The 14740-nt window shown below is 69.5% G+C and carries 15 protein-coding genes; 11 read left to right on the top strand and 4 right to left on the bottom strand.

The features are described 5' to 3' along the window. Positions 1 to 68 precede the first annotated feature (68 nt). Together ABIC53_RS15100 and ABIC53_RS15095 are read right to left on the bottom strand one after the other, a co-directional pair. Positions 69 to 1004, bottom strand: a complete 936-nt coding sequence (locus ABIC53_RS15100) for an HNH endonuclease signature motif containing protein (RefSeq protein ID WP_502915514.1) — start codon at positions 1002 to 1004, stop codon at positions 69 to 71. A gap of 45 nt (positions 1005 to 1049) precedes the next feature. Then, positions 1050 to 1586, bottom strand: coding sequence for a 13E12 repeat family protein (locus tag ABIC53_RS15095; RefSeq protein WP_502915513.1), 537 nt, complete (start codon positions 1584 to 1586; stop codon positions 1050 to 1052). A 123-nt stretch (positions 1587 to 1709) separates the two neighbouring features. On the opposite strand from ABIC53_RS15095, the gene ABIC53_RS05975 reads away from it, so the two are divergent. After that, positions 1710 to 2894, top strand: coding sequence for an acetyl-CoA C-acyltransferase (locus ABIC53_RS05975; protein ID WP_354450756.1), 1185 nt, complete (start codon positions 1710 to 1712; stop codon positions 2892 to 2894). A gap of 18 nt (positions 2895 to 2912) precedes the next feature. Here ABIC53_RS05975 and ABIC53_RS05970 read toward each other — a convergent pair whose 3' ends face one another. Next, positions 2913 to 3170, bottom strand: a complete 258-nt coding sequence (locus ABIC53_RS05970) for a hypothetical protein (protein ID WP_112614388.1) — start codon at positions 3168 to 3170, stop codon at positions 2913 to 2915. An 81-nt stretch (positions 3171 to 3251) separates the two neighbouring features. Between ABIC53_RS05970 and ABIC53_RS05965 the strand changes: the two genes are divergently transcribed. The 10 genes from ABIC53_RS05965 to serA all read left to right on the top strand — a co-directional run bounded on the left by ABIC53_RS05965 (position 3252) and on the right by serA (position 14137). After that, positions 3252 to 4733, top strand: coding sequence for an alpha,alpha-trehalose-phosphate synthase (UDP-forming) (locus ABIC53_RS05965; RefSeq protein WP_354450754.1), 1482 nt, complete (start codon positions 3252 to 3254; stop codon positions 4731 to 4733). Then, the gene (gene otsB / locus ABIC53_RS05960) at positions 4730 to 5521 is read left to right on the top strand and encodes a trehalose-phosphatase (RefSeq protein WP_354450752.1); all 792 of its coding nucleotides are present in this window, start codon (positions 4730 to 4732) and stop codon (positions 5519 to 5521) included. Before ABIC53_RS05965 ends, otsB begins: the two co-directional genes overlap by 4 nt. 29 nt (positions 5522 to 5550) lie before the next feature. After that, a complete protein-coding gene (gene ilvD, locus ABIC53_RS05955; RefSeq protein ID WP_112614394.1) occupies positions 5551 to 7257 on the top strand; it encodes a dihydroxy-acid dehydratase in 1707 nt (568 codons plus the stop codon). Positions 7258 to 7303: 46 nt separating this feature from the next. After that, positions 7304 to 9106: an acetolactate synthase large subunit gene (locus ABIC53_RS05950; protein ID WP_112614396.1), complete on the top strand. Its 1803-nt coding sequence runs from the start codon at positions 7304 to 7306 to the stop codon at positions 9104 to 9106. Position 9107: 1 nt separating this feature from the next. Next, positions 9108 to 9617, top strand: a complete 510-nt coding sequence (ilvN, locus tag ABIC53_RS05945; protein WP_071918201.1) for an acetolactate synthase small subunit — start codon at positions 9108 to 9110, stop codon at positions 9615 to 9617. Between the two features lie 36 nt (positions 9618 to 9653). Beyond that, positions 9654 to 10679 carry a ketol-acid reductoisomerase gene (gene ilvC, locus ABIC53_RS05940; protein ID WP_023951072.1) on the top strand — a complete coding sequence of 342 codons (1026 nt, stop codon included), beginning with the start codon at positions 9654 to 9656 and terminating at the stop codon, positions 10677 to 10679. Positions 10680 to 10819: 140 nt separating this feature from the next. Continuing rightward, positions 10820 to 11548: a hypothetical protein gene (locus ABIC53_RS05935; RefSeq protein WP_354450750.1), complete on the top strand. Its 729-nt coding sequence runs from the start codon at positions 10820 to 10822 to the stop codon at positions 11546 to 11548. Between the two features lie 57 nt (positions 11549 to 11605). After that, a complete protein-coding gene (locus tag ABIC53_RS05930; RefSeq protein ID WP_354450748.1) occupies positions 11606 to 12073 on the top strand; it encodes a hypothetical protein in 468 nt (155 codons plus the stop codon). Continuing rightward, a complete protein-coding gene (locus tag ABIC53_RS05925) occupies positions 12073 to 12402 on the top strand; it encodes a hypothetical protein (RefSeq protein ID WP_354450746.1) in 330 nt (109 codons plus the stop codon). Before ABIC53_RS05930 ends, ABIC53_RS05925 begins: the two co-directional genes overlap by 1 nt. A gap of 130 nt (positions 12403 to 12532) precedes the next feature. Next, complete coding sequence (gene serA, locus ABIC53_RS05920) at positions 12533 to 14137, top strand: phosphoglycerate dehydrogenase (protein ID WP_269266450.1); 1605 nt, start codon at positions 12533 to 12535, stop codon at positions 14135 to 14137. 43 nt (positions 14138 to 14180) lie between these two features. Here serA and ABIC53_RS05915 read toward each other — a convergent pair whose 3' ends face one another. Beyond that, on the bottom strand, positions 14181 to 14726 hold the full coding sequence (locus tag ABIC53_RS05915; RefSeq protein WP_274177776.1) for a TetR/AcrR family transcriptional regulator: 546 nt from the start codon (positions 14724 to 14726) through the stop codon (positions 14181 to 14183). Positions 14727 to 14740: the final 14 nt, after the last annotated feature.

The following is a 14740-nucleotide window of genomic DNA, read 5'->3' as shown; positions in this document are numbered from 1 at the left end:
CGAAGGCCCCGCAACTCTCGCCAGTTGCGGGGCCTTCGTGTGTTGCCGTCAGGGCGCGGTCGAGCGCCTCAGAACGGCGGAGCGCTGTGAGCGGGCCGCGCGACAGCGACCGACCCGGTCGGTGCTGCGTGCAGGACGGAGTGCCGTCCGTCACCGCCGGGCGGTTCCGTGATGGTGAAGGCGACGAGGGGTGGTGGTGCGTCTTCGCGGTAGATCCGTCCGGTCGGGGATGTCCAGATCAGTCTTCCGCCCGCGAGTTGTCGGACTCGCCATCGGGTGTGGTGTTTGACGTCGTGGTGTCTCTTGCAGAGGTTGGCGAGGTTGCACACGTGCGTGACCCCTCCGTCGGATGCGGCGATGGTGTGGTCGAGTTCGCATCGGATGGCGGGTTGCCGGCATCCGGGGAACCGGCAGTGCCGATCACGTGCCCGCAGAAGTCGCACCATCGCCGCGGTGGGGCGGTAGCTGTCGCACTCGAGGACGGTTCCGGTGACCGGGTGGGTCAGCAGCCGGTCCCACGAGGTCGCGTTGCCGGCGAGCTCGCGGGCGGTCGCGGCATCGATGGGGGAGCGTCCCGCCAGATCGGCAGGCCCCTCGTCTTGCCCCATGAGTGTGAGCGCGGAGACGGCGACCTGCACGTGTGCCCGGATCGCCCCGAGCGTTCCGTCGCCGTCACCGGTGCCGTTGGGATCGAGGGCCGGTGTCCCGGCGAGCAAGAGGTCGGAGAACACGTCGGCGCGGACCTGGTCGATGGTGCGGGCATCGTCGACGAACGACGACCCGTCGCGAATCGTCGTGTCGGCGCCGGGCGCGCCGCCGTTCGCGTCGGCTCGAACGCCAGGCGCCTCGGCTTGAGCGTCAGGCGCGTCAGCGTCGGCGTCAGTGCCGCCACCCGCCGCGTCAGCCTGGGCGCGCGCATTGATGATCTCCCGGGCCTGTCGCGTCAGCCGGTCCACGATCCCGTCCGCGATCACCGTCGGCAGCGTCGCGATCAGATCGGACATCCCATCCGCCCCGGCCTGCACCCACACGCACCGCCCCGCCGCTGCCTACTCATGCCGCTCGGTGAACGCCCGCGGGTGCATCCGCTCCGCCAGCATCCGCAACGCGTCCCGCACCCGGTTCGGCGTCTCGCCCTCGCACCGCTCGATCGCGGCGCGTTCGAACTCCGCCCGATTCTCCATGGGCACGAGGCATCCGATCTCCTGGATGATCCGCACGTGCCCGCGGACGATGCGTCCGTCCTCCCACGCGGCCAGTGTCAGCGGGTAGTTGTCGACCAGATCGCGCGCCTCGTCGATCCGGCGCTGCAGTGTCCGGTCGGTCGCGACGAACACCCCGGCCAGCTCCGCGGCGATCCCGCGCAACGCCACCTCGCGCGCTTTGACCTTCTCCGACGCGCCCACGGCCTGCTTCTCCGCGAGAACCCCCGCCGCAGCGAGCACCCGAACCTCACAAATCTGCGCCGCCCGCGCAGCATCCGCCGCGCCCTCGGCATCCGCGACCAGCACCGCCAGGGCATCGACGTCACCGTCGCTGCCCATCCCGCTGCCAGGCCGACGGCCGAGTTCGTCATTCGAATACATGTTCGAATACTGTCACGAACCCCCGACATCGGCCCGCCACTCTCCACAGGGGCCGGAATCTCGTCCCCGCGGCGGGGACCCGCACGGGCCATCGACGTCGGGGACGCTCGTAGGCTTGAGGACATGACCACGCCCGAGATCGTCATCGTCGCCGCCGCCCGCACGCCGCAGGGGCGCTTGCAGGGGAGTCTGTCGTCCGTTCCGGCCCCCGAGCTCGGTGGCGCCGCCATCGCCGGTGCTCTCGCGGCATCAGGCGTCGCCGCCACTGCGGTCGACGCCGTCATCATGGGGCAGGTCCTCCCCGCGGGCAATGGACAGAATCCGGCTCGGCAGGCCGCGCTCGCGGGCGGCATCGGCTGGGACGTCCCGGCCTCGAGCGTCAACAAGGTCTGCCTCTCCGGCCTCACGGCGATCATCGACGCCGCGCGCATGATCGCGCTCGGCGACGCCGAGGTCGTGGTAGCCGGCGGCATGGAATCGATGAGCCGGGCGCCCCACCTCCTCCCGGGCTCGCGTTCGGGCTGGTCCTATGGATCGATCGAGGTGCTCGACCACACCGCCTTCGACGGGCTCACCGATGCGTACGACCGCGAGAGCATGGGCGCGTCGACCGAGCGCCTCAACCCTCGGTTCGCTGTGTCCAGGCAGGACCAGGATGCCGCTGCCGCGCGCTCTCATCAGCGTGCTGCGGCAGCCCGCGACGCAGGCCGCTTCGCGGCTGAGATCGCCCCGGTGGCGGTGCCGCAGCGTCGGGGCGAGCCTCTCATCGTCGATACCGACGAGGGCATCCGTGCCGATACGACCGTCGACACCCTCGCCGGGCTGCGTCCCGCCTTCGCGAAGGACGGCTCGATCACCGCCGGCAATGCCTCTCAGATCTCAGATGGCGCAGCGGCGGTCGTGTTGACGACGCGCGAGCGCGCCGAGCGGGAGGGATGGTCGGTGATGGCCATCGTCGGCGCCAACGGCCAGGTCGCCGGTCCCGACAACTCGCTTCACGAGCAGCCGGCCGCGGCGATCGAGCGGGCGCTGGCGAAGCAGGGTATGACGGTCTCGGAGCTCGATCTCGTCGAGATCAACGAGGCGTTCGGCGCCGTCGTGGCAGCCTCGGTGCGCCGGCTCGGCGTCTCTGCTGACATCGTCAACATCGACGGCGGCGGCATCGCGCTCGGGCACCCCATCGGCGCTTCCGGAGCACGGCTCGTCGTCCATCTCGCCCATGAGCTCGCGCGCCGCGGAGCCGGCGCAGCGGCCGCGGGTCTGTGCGGCGGCGGCGGTCAGGGCGAAGCGCTCATCCTGACGCGCTGAGTCCGCCTCGACCCGGGGTCAGCGCCGGCCGCGCTTGACCCGCTCCGCGAAGAGCTTGTCGCGGTCGACGTTCGAGTCGTCCGCCACGAGCCGCCCACGGGCACCGCGGTAGCTGTCGACGACGGCGCCGATCGCCAGCGCCATCGTGATGCCCCAGCTGAGCCATGCCAGGGCGGTGCGCCACGTGAACGGCTCGTCGCTGCGGGCCGAGCGGAGGAGCGTCACGCCACCGGTGATCGCGGAGAGGAGGCCGGTGCCGAAAAGGTACTTGCGCATACCACAAACGTAGCCGCCCGCAGGGGGCGCTGGGCGCGCGGGTAGGCTGGGATCACCGCCGATCGCAGCCTGGAGGCATGCATGAGCACCGCTGATTTCGTCGTCGTCGCCAACCGGCTTCCGGTTGACCGGAACACGGACGGTGGTGGGGACGGAGAATGGCGCCGTTCACCGGGAGGGCTCGTCACCGCCCTCGAGCCCGTCATGCGCCGCACCGAGGGCGCGTGGGTCGGCTGGCCCGGAAAGCCCGACCTCGAGTTCGATCCGTTCGACTTCGACGGCATGCACCTCGTTCCCGTCGCCCTCAGCGCCGCCGACGTCGAGGACTACTACGAGGGCTTCTCCAACGACACGATCTGGCCCCTCTACCACGACGTCATCGCCGCCCCGCGATACCGGCGCAACTGGTGGGAGGCATACCAGCGCGTGAACCGGCGCTTCGCCGAGGCTGCGGCTGCGGTGGCAGCGGACGGCGGAACCGTGTGGGTGCAGGACTACCAGCTGCAGCTCGTGCCGAAGATGCTGCGCGACATGCGTCCCGACCTCACGATCGGGTACTTCCACCACATCCCGTTCCCCGCTTACGGGCTGTACTCGCAGCTCCCGTGGCGGAAGCAGGTGCTGGAGGGCCTCCTGGGCGCTGACGTGATCGGTTTCCAGCGCGTGGCCGACGCCGGTAATTTCGCGCGCGCTGTGCGGCGTCAACTGCGGTACGAAACCAAGGCCAGCGGCATCCGCGTCCCCGCCCCGGGCGGAGGGCACCGCACGGCACTCGCCAAGGCGTTCCCGATCTCGATCTCGACCGACGACTACATCCAGCTCGCACAGCGTCCTGACATCCAGGCGCGGGCCGCGGAGATCCGCGAGGATCTCGGCAACCCCAAGACGGTCCTGCTCGGCGTCGACCGGCTGGACTACACGAAGGGCATCCGGCACCGCCTCAAGGCCTTCGGCGAGCTCATCGAGGACGGACGAGTCTCCGTCGAGGACGCCACTCTCGTGCAGGTCGCCAGCCCCAGCCGGGAGCGCGTCGAGTCGTACGTGCAGCTGCGCGACGAGATCGAGCTGACCGTCGCGCGCATCAACGGCGACCACGACACCTGGGGTCACAGCGCGATCCGCTACATGCACCAGGCGTTCCCGCGCGAAGAGATGGTGGCCCTCTTCCTCGCCGCCGACATCATGCTCGTCACCGCGCTCCGTGACGGCATGAACCTCGTCGCGAAGGAGTACGTCGCCAGTCGCATCGACAACCGCGGGGTACTCGTCCTGAGCGAGTTCGCCGGTGCTGCCGACGAACTCGCGAGCGCCGTGCGCATCAACCCGCACGACATCGACGGAATGAAGGATGCCATCGTGCGGGCGATCGAGATGCCCGCAGCCGAGCAGGGGAGGCGCATGCGGGCTCTCCGCAAGCGCGTCCGCGAACACGACGTCGACGACTGGTCGCGATCGTTCCTGGACGCGCTCGCGACCGCCGCTCAGTCCAATAGCCCGGCGGAGTCGGCTGCCACCGCGCGCGCCGTCTCGACCGCCGCCACCGAAGCGGAGCACCGCGCATGAGCGCCGTCGCGTACACATCGCCCGACGGTCTCGCAGAAGCCGTCGCGCGCGCAGCGAGCGCACGGCACCTCCTCATCGCGCTCGACTTCGACGGCACGCTCGCCCCGCTCGTCGATGAGCCGATGTCGGCCAGAATGCTGCCCGCCGCCCGCGACGCGCTCGCGCGGCTCGCTCACGCACCCGCGACGACGGTCGCGCTCGTGTCGGGTCGAACGCTCGAACACCTGGCCGAGATCTCCGAGCGCGAGCCGGATTCGCGGATACATCTCGCCGGCTCGCACGGCGCCGAGTTCTGGCATCCGGGCGCGGACTCCGCCCAGGACAGCGACAGCGACGTCTCACTCCGCGACGAGCTCACGGCGCGCGCGGAGCAGATCATCGGGGGCCTCGACGGCGCGTGGATCGAGCACAAGCGGTTCGGGTTCGCCCTCCACACGCGGTTGGCCGATCGGGAGCAGGCCGCCGAGGCAGCCACCCGGATCGATGATCTCGTCCGGACCGAGGCGCCCGCGTGGCGCCGCCGCACCGGCCAGGACATCCTCGAGTTCGCCTCGCGGCACGAGGGCAAGGACTCGGCCGTCCGCAGCCTCCGTGACCGGGTCGGGGCCGACGTCGTCCTCTTCGCCGGCGACGACGTGACCGACGAGGACGCGCTCGCCTCGCTCGAGCCGGGCGACGTGGGGATCCGCGTGGGTGGGGGAGAGACGGTCGCTCAATACCGGGTGGCGGATGCCGCCGCCCTCGCGGTCCTGCTGGGACGGCTCGCCGAGGCCCGGGCGGGAGAATGAGCCCCGCCGCACGGGCATAGAATTCGAGAATGTCCGACAGCTCCGAGACCATCGACATCAAGCCCCGCAGTCGTGCCGTCACCGACGGCATCGAAGCCACGACCTCCCGAGGCATGCTCCGCGCCGTCGGAATGGGCGACGAGGACTGGGACAAGCCCCAGATCGGCATCGCCTCGAGCTGGAACGAGATCACCCCCTGCAACCTGAGCCTCGACCGGCTCGCGCAGGGTGCCAAGGAAGGCGTCCACTCGGGCGGCGGCTACCCGCTGCAGTTCGGCACCATCTCCGTCTCGGACGGCATCTCGATGGGCCACGAGGGCATGCACTTCTCCCTCGTGTCGCGCGAGGTCATCGCCGACTCGGTCGAGGCCGTCATCATGGCCGAACGCCTCGACGGCACGGTCCTGCTCGCCGGCTGCGACAAGTCGATCCCCGGCATGATGATGGCGAGCGCGCGCCTCGGCCTGTCGAGCGTCTTCCTGTACGCCGGCTCGACGATGCCGGGCTGGGTCAAGCTGAGCGACGGCACCGAGAAGGACGTCACGATCATCGACTCGTTCGAGGGTGTCGGCGCGTGCCGTGCCGGAAAGATGAGCGAGGCGGACCTCAAGCGCATCGAGTGCGCGATCGTCCCGGGGGAGGGCGCCTGCGGCGGGATGTACACCGCCAACACGATGGCCTCCGTCGGCGAAGCCCTCGGCCTCAGCCTGCCGGGCTCCGCCGCGCCGCCGTCGGCCGACCGCCGTCGCGACTACTACGCCCACCGCTCGGGCGAGGCCGTCGTCAACCTCCTGCGTCAGGGCATCACGACGAAGGACATCCTGACCAAGGAGGCGTTCGAGAACGCGATCGCCCTCGTCATGGCCCTCGGCGGCTCGACGAACGCCGTCCTCCACCTCCTCGCGATCGCCCGCGAGGCGGAGGTCGACCTGAGCCTGCACGACTTCAACCGCATCGGCGACAAGACGCCGCACGTCGCGGACATGAAGCCCTTCGGCCAGTACGTCATGAACGACGTCGACCGGCACGGCGGCATCCCCGTCGTCATGAAGGCCATGCTCGACGAGGGGCTGCTGCACGGCGACGCTCTGACCGTGACCGGAAAGACTCTCGCCGAGAACCTCCGCGACCTCGACCCGGAGCCGATCGACGGCAAGGTCATCCACACGTTCGACAACCCGATCCACGCCAGCGGCGGCATCACGATCCTGCACGGTTCGCTCGCCCCCGAGGGCGCCGTCGTCAAGACCGCAGGCTTCGACGCCGCGGTGTTCGAGGGGCCCGCGCGTGTGTTCGAGCGCGAGCGCGCGGCGATGGATGCCGTGGCGAACGGTGAGATCGAGCCGGGCTCCGTCATCGTGATCCGCTACGAAGGCCCGAAGGGTGGACCGGGCATGCGCGAGATGCTCGCCATCACCGCCGCCATCAAGGGCGCCGGGCTCGGAAAAGATGTACTACTCTTGACGGACGGACGATTCTCAGGCGGCACAACCGGCCTGTGCATCGGCCACATAGCACCCGAAGCGGTGGACGCAGGTCCCATCGCATTCGTGCGCGATGGTGATCTGATACGGGTCGATATCGCGGCTCGCTCCCTCGACCTACTCGTCGACGAGGCTGAGCTGAACGCCCGCCGTGACGGCTGGGCCCCTCTTCCCCCGCGCTATACCCGTGGCGTTCTGGCCAAGTACTCCAAGCTCGTGCGCTCCGCCGCGGAGGGCGCGACCACCGGCTGACTTCGGCTCCGACATCGTCTCCTCTTCTCCAGCGAGGTTCATCACCATGTCCACCGACATCTCCGCGGCCATTCCCCGGCCGCCGTCCCGTACACCCTCGGCACCCGTGATCACGGGAGCAGAGGCCGTTGTCCGATCGCTCGACAACCTCGGCGTCACCGAGGTCTTCGGGCTCCCGGGCGGCGCGATCATGCCCGTCTACGACCCGCTCATGGACGACGAGGCGGTGCGCCACATCCTCGTCCGTCACGAGCAGGGTGCAGGGCACGCGGCCGAGGGCTACGCCGCGGCATCCGGCCGGGTCGGCGTCGCGATCGCCACCTCGGGCCCGGGCGCGACCAACCTCGTGACGGCGATCGCCGACGCGTACATGGACTCCGTCCCGCTCGTCTGCATCACCGGGCAGGTGTTCTCGACCCTCATGGGCACGGATGCCTTCCAGGAAGCCGACATCGTCGGCATCACGATGCCGATCACGAAGCACTCGTTCCTCGTGAAGACCGCCGAGGAGATCCCCGGCGCGATCGCCGCGGCTTTCGAGATCGCCGGCACCGGCCGCCCCGGCCCGGTTCTCGTGGACATCACGAAGGACGCTCAGCAGAACAGCGCGCCGTTCGTCTGGCCGCCGAAGATCGACCTGCCGGGATATCGTCCGGTGACCAAGGCGCACGGCAAGCAGATCCAAGCGGCTGCGCAGCTTCTCGCCGAGTCGCACAAGCCCGTGCTGTACGTGGGCGGCGGTGTCATCCGCGGCGGCGCATCCGACGAGCTGCTGACGCTCGCGGAGGCGACCGGCGCACCCGTGGTCACGACGCTCATGGCGCGCGGCGCCTTTCCCGACTCGCACCCGCAGCACCTCGGCATGCCGGGCATGCACGGCACGGTGCCCGCGGTGCTCGCGCTGCAGGAGTCCGATCTGATCGTCGCCCTCGGTGCGCGCTTCGACGACCGTGTCACGGGCAAGGCGTCGTTGTTCGCGCCGCACGCCAAGGTCGTGCACGTCGACATCGATCCGGCCGAGATCTCGAAGATCCGCTTCGCCGACGTCCCGATCGTGGGCGATGTGCGCGACGTGCTGGTCGACCTCGAGTCGGCCTTCCGCGGCGTCATCGGTGACGGCAAGCCCGACACGACCGAGTGGTGGGCCTACCTCGACGGGCTGCGCGAGGAGTTCCCGCTCGGCTACGCCCCGACGACCGACGGGCTGCTGTCGCCGCAGCACGTGATCCAGCGGATCGGCGAGCTCACGGGCCCCGAGGGCGTCTACGCCTCGGGCGTCGGCCAGCACCAGATGTGGGCCGCACAGTTCATCAAGTACGAGCGCCCCAACTCATGGCTCAACTCCGGCGGCGCCGGCACGATGGGCTACGCGGTGCCCGCTGCCATGGGTGCGAAGGTCGCTCAGCCGGAGCGCGTCGTCTGGGCGATCGACGGCGACGGCTGCTTCCAGATGACGAACCAGGAGCTCGCGACCTGCGTCATCAACCAGATCCCGATCAAGGTCGCGATCATCAACAACTCGTCGCTGGGCATGGTGCGGCAGTGGCAGACGCTGTTCTTCGACGGCCGTCACTCGAACACCGACCTGAACACCGGCCACGGAACGGCGCGCGTCCCCGATTTCGTCAAGCTCGGCGAAGCGTACGGCTGCCTCGCCATCCGGGTCGAGACCGAGGACCAGATCGACGACGCCATCAAGCTCGCCCTCGAGACGAACGATCGCCCCGTCGTGATCGATTTCGTCGTGAGCGCCGACGCGATGGTGTGGCCGATGGTCCCGCAGGGTGTGAGCAACAGCTACATCCAGTACGCCCGCGAGCACGCGCCCGCATTCGACGAGGAGGCCTGAGATGTCGCGCCACGTGCTGAGCCTCCTGGTAGAGGACAAGCCGGGTCTGCTGACCCGTGTCGCCGGGCTGTTCGCCCGACGCGGCTTCAACATCGAGTCGCTCGCCGTCGGCGTCACCGAGGTGCCGGGGCTCTCGCGCATCACGGTCGTCGTCGATGTCGAGGAGTTGCCGCTCGAGCAGGTGACCAAGCAGCTGAACAAGCTCGTGAACGTCATCAAGATCGTCGAGCTCGACTTCTCGTCGTCGGTGCAGCGCGAGCACATCCTCATCAAGGTGCGGGCCGACAACCAGACCCGCTCGAACGTGATCGAGGTCGCGAACCTGTTCCGCGCCGCGATCGTCGACTACGCCCCCGACGCGCTGGTGGTCGAGGTGACCGGAGACCGCGGCAAGATCGACGCGATCCTCCGCGCCTTCGAGCCCTTCGGCATCAAGGAGCTGGCCCAGTCCGGCCTGCTCGCCATCGGGCGCGGCGGCAAGAGCATCACCGAGCGCGTTCTGCGCGGCTGACCTTCCGAACCACGAATCAAGGAGAAACACACGAACATGGCCGAGATCTTCTACGACGACCACGCCGACCTGTCCATCATCCAGGGCAAGAAGGTCGCGATCGTCGGCTACGGCTCGCAGGGACACGCCCACGCCCAGAACCTCCGCGACTCCGGTGTCGAGGTCGTCATCGCGCTCAAGGACGGCTCGAAGTCGGCCGCGAAGGCGCAGGACGAGGGCTTCGAGGTCAAGAACGTCGCGGATGCCGCAGAGTGGGCCGACCTCATCATGATCCTGGCTCCCGATCAGCACCAGCGCTCGATCTACGCCGACTCCATCAAGGACAAGCTCACGGCGGGCAAGACCCTCGCGTTCGCGCACGGCTTCAACATCCGCTTCGGCTACATCGACGCTCCCGAGGGCGTCGACGTCATCCTCGTCGCCCCGAAGGCCCCGGGCCACACGGTGCGCCGCGAGTTCGTCGCGGGTCGCGGCATCCCCGACATCATCGCCGTCGAGCGCGACGCGTCCGGCTCGGCCTGGGACACCGCGCTTTCGTACGCGAAGGCCATCGGCGGCACCCGCGCGGGTGTCATCAAGACCACGTTCACCGAAGAGACCGAGACCGATCTCTTCGGCGAGCAGGCCGTGCTCTGCGGTGGCATGAGCCACCTCGTCCAGTACGGCTTCGAGACGCTGATCGAGGCCGGCTACCAGCCCCAGATCGCGTACTTCGAGGTGCTGCACGAGCTCAAGCTGATCGTCGACCTCATGTGGGAGGGCGGCATCGCCAAGCAGCGCTGGTCGATCTCCGACACCGCCGAGTACGGCGACTACGTCTCCGGCCCGCGCGTGATCTCGCCGGAGGTCAAGGAGAACATGAAGGCCGTGCTCGCCGACATCCAGTCGGGCGCGTTCGCGCAGCGCTTCATCGCCGACCAGGACAACGGCGCCACCGAGTTCCTCGGCCTCCGCGAGAAGGAGCAGGGTCACCCCATCGAGGCGACCGGCAAGGAGCTGCGCGGCCTCTTCGCCTGGAAGCAGCAGGACAGCGACTACATCGAGGGCAGCGCCGCGCGCTGACCCGTCACGAGCGGCACCGTCCGCTCCGCGACCCTCGGCGGCACCCCGTCGAGCCCGGCCTCGTGCCACGGAAGCCCGGTCCCCATCAGGGGCCGGGCTTTCGGCGTGCCCCCACAGTCGTGACCTTTTACGATGGATGCATGCCCGTCCGTAAGAAGCAGTTCGCTCGCGCGCGCCTGGGGGCGGTGTGCGTCGCAGCTTCTGTGATCGCGGGGGCGATCACCGCACCGTCCGCCTGGTCGGTCACCGCCGATGAGATCGAGGTCGTCCCGCGATCGGACGCCCCGGTTGCGCCCGTGATCCCGGATGAGGAATCGGACGAGGGCGTCCCGACGCCCGCACCGGGTGAGACCGAGACGCCGGCGCCGACCCCGGCGCCGACGAGCGAACCGTCGCCGACGGATGGCGAGCCGACCCCGGCGCCGACCACGAGTCCGGCACCGAGCCCGTCCTCTCCGGTGGACCCCTCGCCGACGGTACCCGTCGAGCAGCCGCCCGCGCCGACGCCGCCGCGCATCGAGACCGACGCCCAGGTCGAGCTGCGCGCTTCTACTGCTCTCCGACTCGGCGCCTTCCTGCGGCTCGCGCCGCGTGGCACCGACATGGCAACGCCCACCCCCGAACCGAGCGACGCGGTCCACATCGACGGCGGTCCTGACGTGGGCGGGTCGGCGCAGCTCGGCGCTTCCGTCCCCGCTGAAGACCCGACGGGGCGGACCGACGCGGTCCGGGTCGGATCGTTGCACGACGGGTCGGGCGAGGAACTCACGCGCCCTGTCGTCTGGGCGCCATGGGCCGGAGCGCTCGCTCTGGCCGGCGCCGGTGTCGCGATTCTGGTGCTGCGCGGCGGTCGTCAGATCGGTCGCTGATCGGCGCGGCCCGGCGCCGCGCCCGAGCCGGCCGTGGTCGCGCGGTACTCTGAGCAGGTGACGAGCCGCGATGACGACGCCCTGAGCTGGGCGGGGGACGACGATCCGACACTCGTGTCCGCGGCCACGGGTCAGCCCACGCCGGCGGCGTCCGGCCCTAGGGAGAACGATTCCACGGAGACGGCGTCCGACCTGCCTGCCGAGTCGGCGGAGCACCCCTCGTCCGAGGGCCTGAGCAGCGCTGCTCTCATCTCGCTCGGTGTCCTCGGCGGAATCTATCTGCTGTACTCGGTCGGCTGGTTCGTCGGCGGCATGCGCGTCCACAACCTGAGCGGACTGCTCGGGATCGAGACCGCCGTCACCATCCCGGTGCTCGTGCTCGCCGTCGCCGCGCCGGCGATCTGGTTCACGGCCGCCTACATCCTCACCCGGAGTTCGCGCGTGTGGATACGATTCGCCTGGCTCGTCGCGGGAGCGCTGCTTCTCGTTCCGTGGCCCTTCGCGACGCTCGGGGCGGTGAGCTGATGGTGTCGAACGAAGCGCAGCCGTCACGGAAGGCGCCCCCGGTATGGCGGGTGGCGACTGTCGCGGGCGCGTTCGGTCTGTTCTACGCGTATGCGGTCTGGGCGGCGGTCCCGCTCCTCTTCGCGCCCTCTCCGGCACGCACCGCTGTCGGGTGGGTGGCCGTCGTCGCCGCGGTCGTGATGCCGATCGTGATCTTCGCCGGGGCTTTCGCGCTCGGTTGGCGCCGGCCGTCCGGGGCGTTCGCGCTCATTCTGCTGGGCGGCCTCGGGCTTGCGTCCGTGTTCTTCCTCAACGTCATCTCGTTCGCGCTCACCTCCGGTGCGGTCTGACGCGGCGGAACGTCACACGGTCATGGGTGTCGCCGACGCCGCGCTAGGCTGAGACGACCCGCCGCACCGCCGTCGGCTGTCGTGGCGACCACCCGTTCCGCGCTTCTGCGCATGCTCCAGAGGATCGTCCGTGCCCCAGCCCGTCGTGCTCATCGCCGAAGAACTCTCGCCCGCCACGATCGATGCCCTCGGTCCTGATTTCGAGATCCGATCCGTCGACGGCGCCGACCGTGCCGCGCTGCTGCCGGCTCTCGCCGACGCGCATGCTGTGCTGATCCGATCGGCGACCAAGATGGATGCCGAGGCGATCGCTGCCGCGCCCTCGCTGAAGGTCATCGCTCGCGCGGGCGTCGGACTCGACAACGTCGACATCAAGGCCGCAACTGCTGCCGGTGTGATGGTGGTCAACGCTCCGACATCCAACATCATCTCCGCGGCCGAGCTCACCGTCGGCCACATCCTCAGCCTTGCGCGCCACATTCCCGCGGCTCACGCGTCGCTCGCGACCGGTGCGTGGAAGCGCTCGTCCTTCACCGGAACCGAGCTGTTCGAGAAGACCGTGGGCATCATCGGCCTCGGCCGTATCGGTGCGCTGATCGCTGCGCGACTGCAGGCATTCGGCGTCAACGTCGTGGCATACGACCCCTACGTCACTCCCACCCGTGCACAGCAGCTCGGCGTGACGCTGTTGAGCCTCGACGACCTGCTCGCGCAGAGCGATTTCGTCACGATCCACATGCCCAAGACGCCTGAGACGACCGGCATGATCGGCGCCGAGCAGTTCGCGCGCATGAAGAAGTCCGCCTACGTCGTCAACGTCGCTCGCGGCGGCCTGATCGACGAGGAGGCCCTCTACGCCGCTCTCACGACCGGCGAGATCGCCGGGGCGGGGCTCGACGTGTTCACGAGCGAGCCGCCGAAGGAGGACGGCACGGCGTACCCGCTGCTCTCTCTGCCGAACGTCGTCGTCACGCCGCACCTCGGCGCGTCGACCGATGAGGCTCAGGAGAAGGCGGGCGTCTCGGTCGCGAAGTCGGTCAAGCTCGCTCTCGAGGGCGACCTCGTGCCCGATGCCGTCAACGTCGCCGGGGGTGTCATCGACCCCTTCGTCCGCCCCGGCATCGCGCTCGTCGAGCAGCTCGGCCAGATCTTCACGGGTCTTGCGCCCAGCGCACTGACGAGCCTCGACATCGAGGTCCGCGGCGAGCTGGCCGCCTACGACGTGAGCGTGTACCGTCTCGCCGCGCTGAAGGGCATCTTCACCAATATCGTCAGCGAGAACGTCTCGTACGTGAACGCACCGCTCTTCGCCGAGCAGCGCGGCATCGAGACTCGTCTCATCGTCGAGGCCGACAGCCCGCTCTACCGCAACATCACCATTCTCCGGGGCACCCTCTCCGACGGGTCGGTCCTGACGGTCGAGGGCACTCTCGCCGGAACGCGGATGGTTCCGAAGGTGGTCGGTATCAACGGTTACGAGGTCGAGGTGCCGATCGAGCGTCACCACGTCGTCATGCGCTACGCCGACCGGCCCGGCATCGTCGCGATCTACGGCCAGAAGCTGGGGGAGGCGGGCATCAACATCGCCGGTCTGCAGGTCGCGCGGCCGGACGCCTCGGGCCGCGCGCTCTCGGTGCTCACGGTCGATTCGCCGGTGCCCGACCACCTTCTCGACGAGATGCGCGAGGCCGTGGCCGCAGACCTGTTCCGCCAGATCGAGCTGACCGAGGTCTGAGTGCTCGATTCGATGCCCGGGGCGGATTCGTCCCGGGCATCGGTCATGATCGGGCGACGCTGAGCACCAGCCGGATGAGTGCGTCGAAGTCTTCGCCCTGGGGCAGTGGACCCACGACAGCGCCCGCCCCCAGCGCGTTGTTGAAGTAGAGGCCGTCGCCGACCAGAAGCACGAGCTGCAGCGCCGTCTCGTCGCGCGTGTGCTCGCGGAGCGCCTCTTCCCACAGGGTGCGGACGTCGCGCAGCGCGGCGCTCGCGGCGGGGTGACCGCTCTGAGCCAGACGGGAACCGGCCAAGAGAGCGCGATCGAGGGCGCTGTCCTCCATCACCGACGTGCGGAGATAGGCCGCGACGATCCCCTCGGGATGCTGCGCCATGTCGTCGACGTCGAGACGCGCGAGCTCCATCATCCGCTCCAGGAGGGCCGTCTCGAGCGCCTCCTTCGAGGCGTAGTGGTACAGCAGTCCTCCCTTCGAGACCCCGGCTGCGGCGGCGACGGCGTCCATCGTGGCGCCGCGGGCTCCGTCGGAGATCAGGAGATTCTCGTACGCGTCGAGCACGCTCTCGCGTGCGCGTGGGGGACGACTCATGTCCGCAATCCTCT

The sequence above is a fragment of the Microbacterium sp. 1262 genome (assembly GCF_040544895.1).
Lineage (GTDB): Bacteria > Actinomycetota > Actinomycetes > Actinomycetales > Microbacteriaceae > Microbacterium > Microbacterium plantarum.
This window is presented reverse-complemented; position numbering and strand designations above follow the sequence as displayed.

Coding starts and splice junctions, on each gene's coding strand:
- ABIC53_RS15100 (WP_502915514.1), bottom strand. CDS start 1,004: ATGTCCGATCTGATCGCGACGCTGCCGACGGTGATCGCGGACGGGATC.
- ABIC53_RS15095 (WP_502915513.1), bottom strand. CDS start 1,586: ATGTATTCGAATGACGAACTCGGCCGTCGGCCTGGCAGCGGGATGGGC.
- ABIC53_RS05975 (WP_354450756.1), top strand. CDS start 1,710: ATGACCACGCCCGAGATCGTCATCGTCGCCGCCGCCCGCACGCCGCAG.
- ABIC53_RS05970 (WP_112614388.1), bottom strand. CDS start 3,170: ATGCGCAAGTACCTTTTCGGCACCGGCCTCCTCTCCGCGATCACCGGT.
- ABIC53_RS05965 (WP_354450754.1), top strand. CDS start 3,252: ATGAGCACCGCTGATTTCGTCGTCGTCGCCAACCGGCTTCCGGTTGAC.
- otsB (WP_354450752.1), top strand. CDS start 4,730: ATGAGCGCCGTCGCGTACACATCGCCCGACGGTCTCGCAGAAGCCGTC.
- ilvD (WP_112614394.1), top strand. CDS start 5,551: ATGTCCGACAGCTCCGAGACCATCGACATCAAGCCCCGCAGTCGTGCC.
- ABIC53_RS05950 (WP_112614396.1), top strand. CDS start 7,304: ATGTCCACCGACATCTCCGCGGCCATTCCCCGGCCGCCGTCCCGTACA.
- ilvN (WP_071918201.1), top strand. CDS start 9,108: ATGTCGCGCCACGTGCTGAGCCTCCTGGTAGAGGACAAGCCGGGTCTG.
- ilvC (WP_023951072.1), top strand. CDS start 9,654: ATGGCCGAGATCTTCTACGACGACCACGCCGACCTGTCCATCATCCAG.
- ABIC53_RS05935 (WP_354450750.1), top strand. CDS start 10,820: ATGCCCGTCCGTAAGAAGCAGTTCGCTCGCGCGCGCCTGGGGGCGGTG.
- ABIC53_RS05925 (WP_354450746.1), top strand. CDS start 12,073: ATGGTGTCGAACGAAGCGCAGCCGTCACGGAAGGCGCCCCCGGTATGG.
- ABIC53_RS05915 (WP_274177776.1), bottom strand. CDS start 14,726: ATGAGTCGTCCCCCACGCGCACGCGAGAGCGTGCTCGACGCGTACGAG.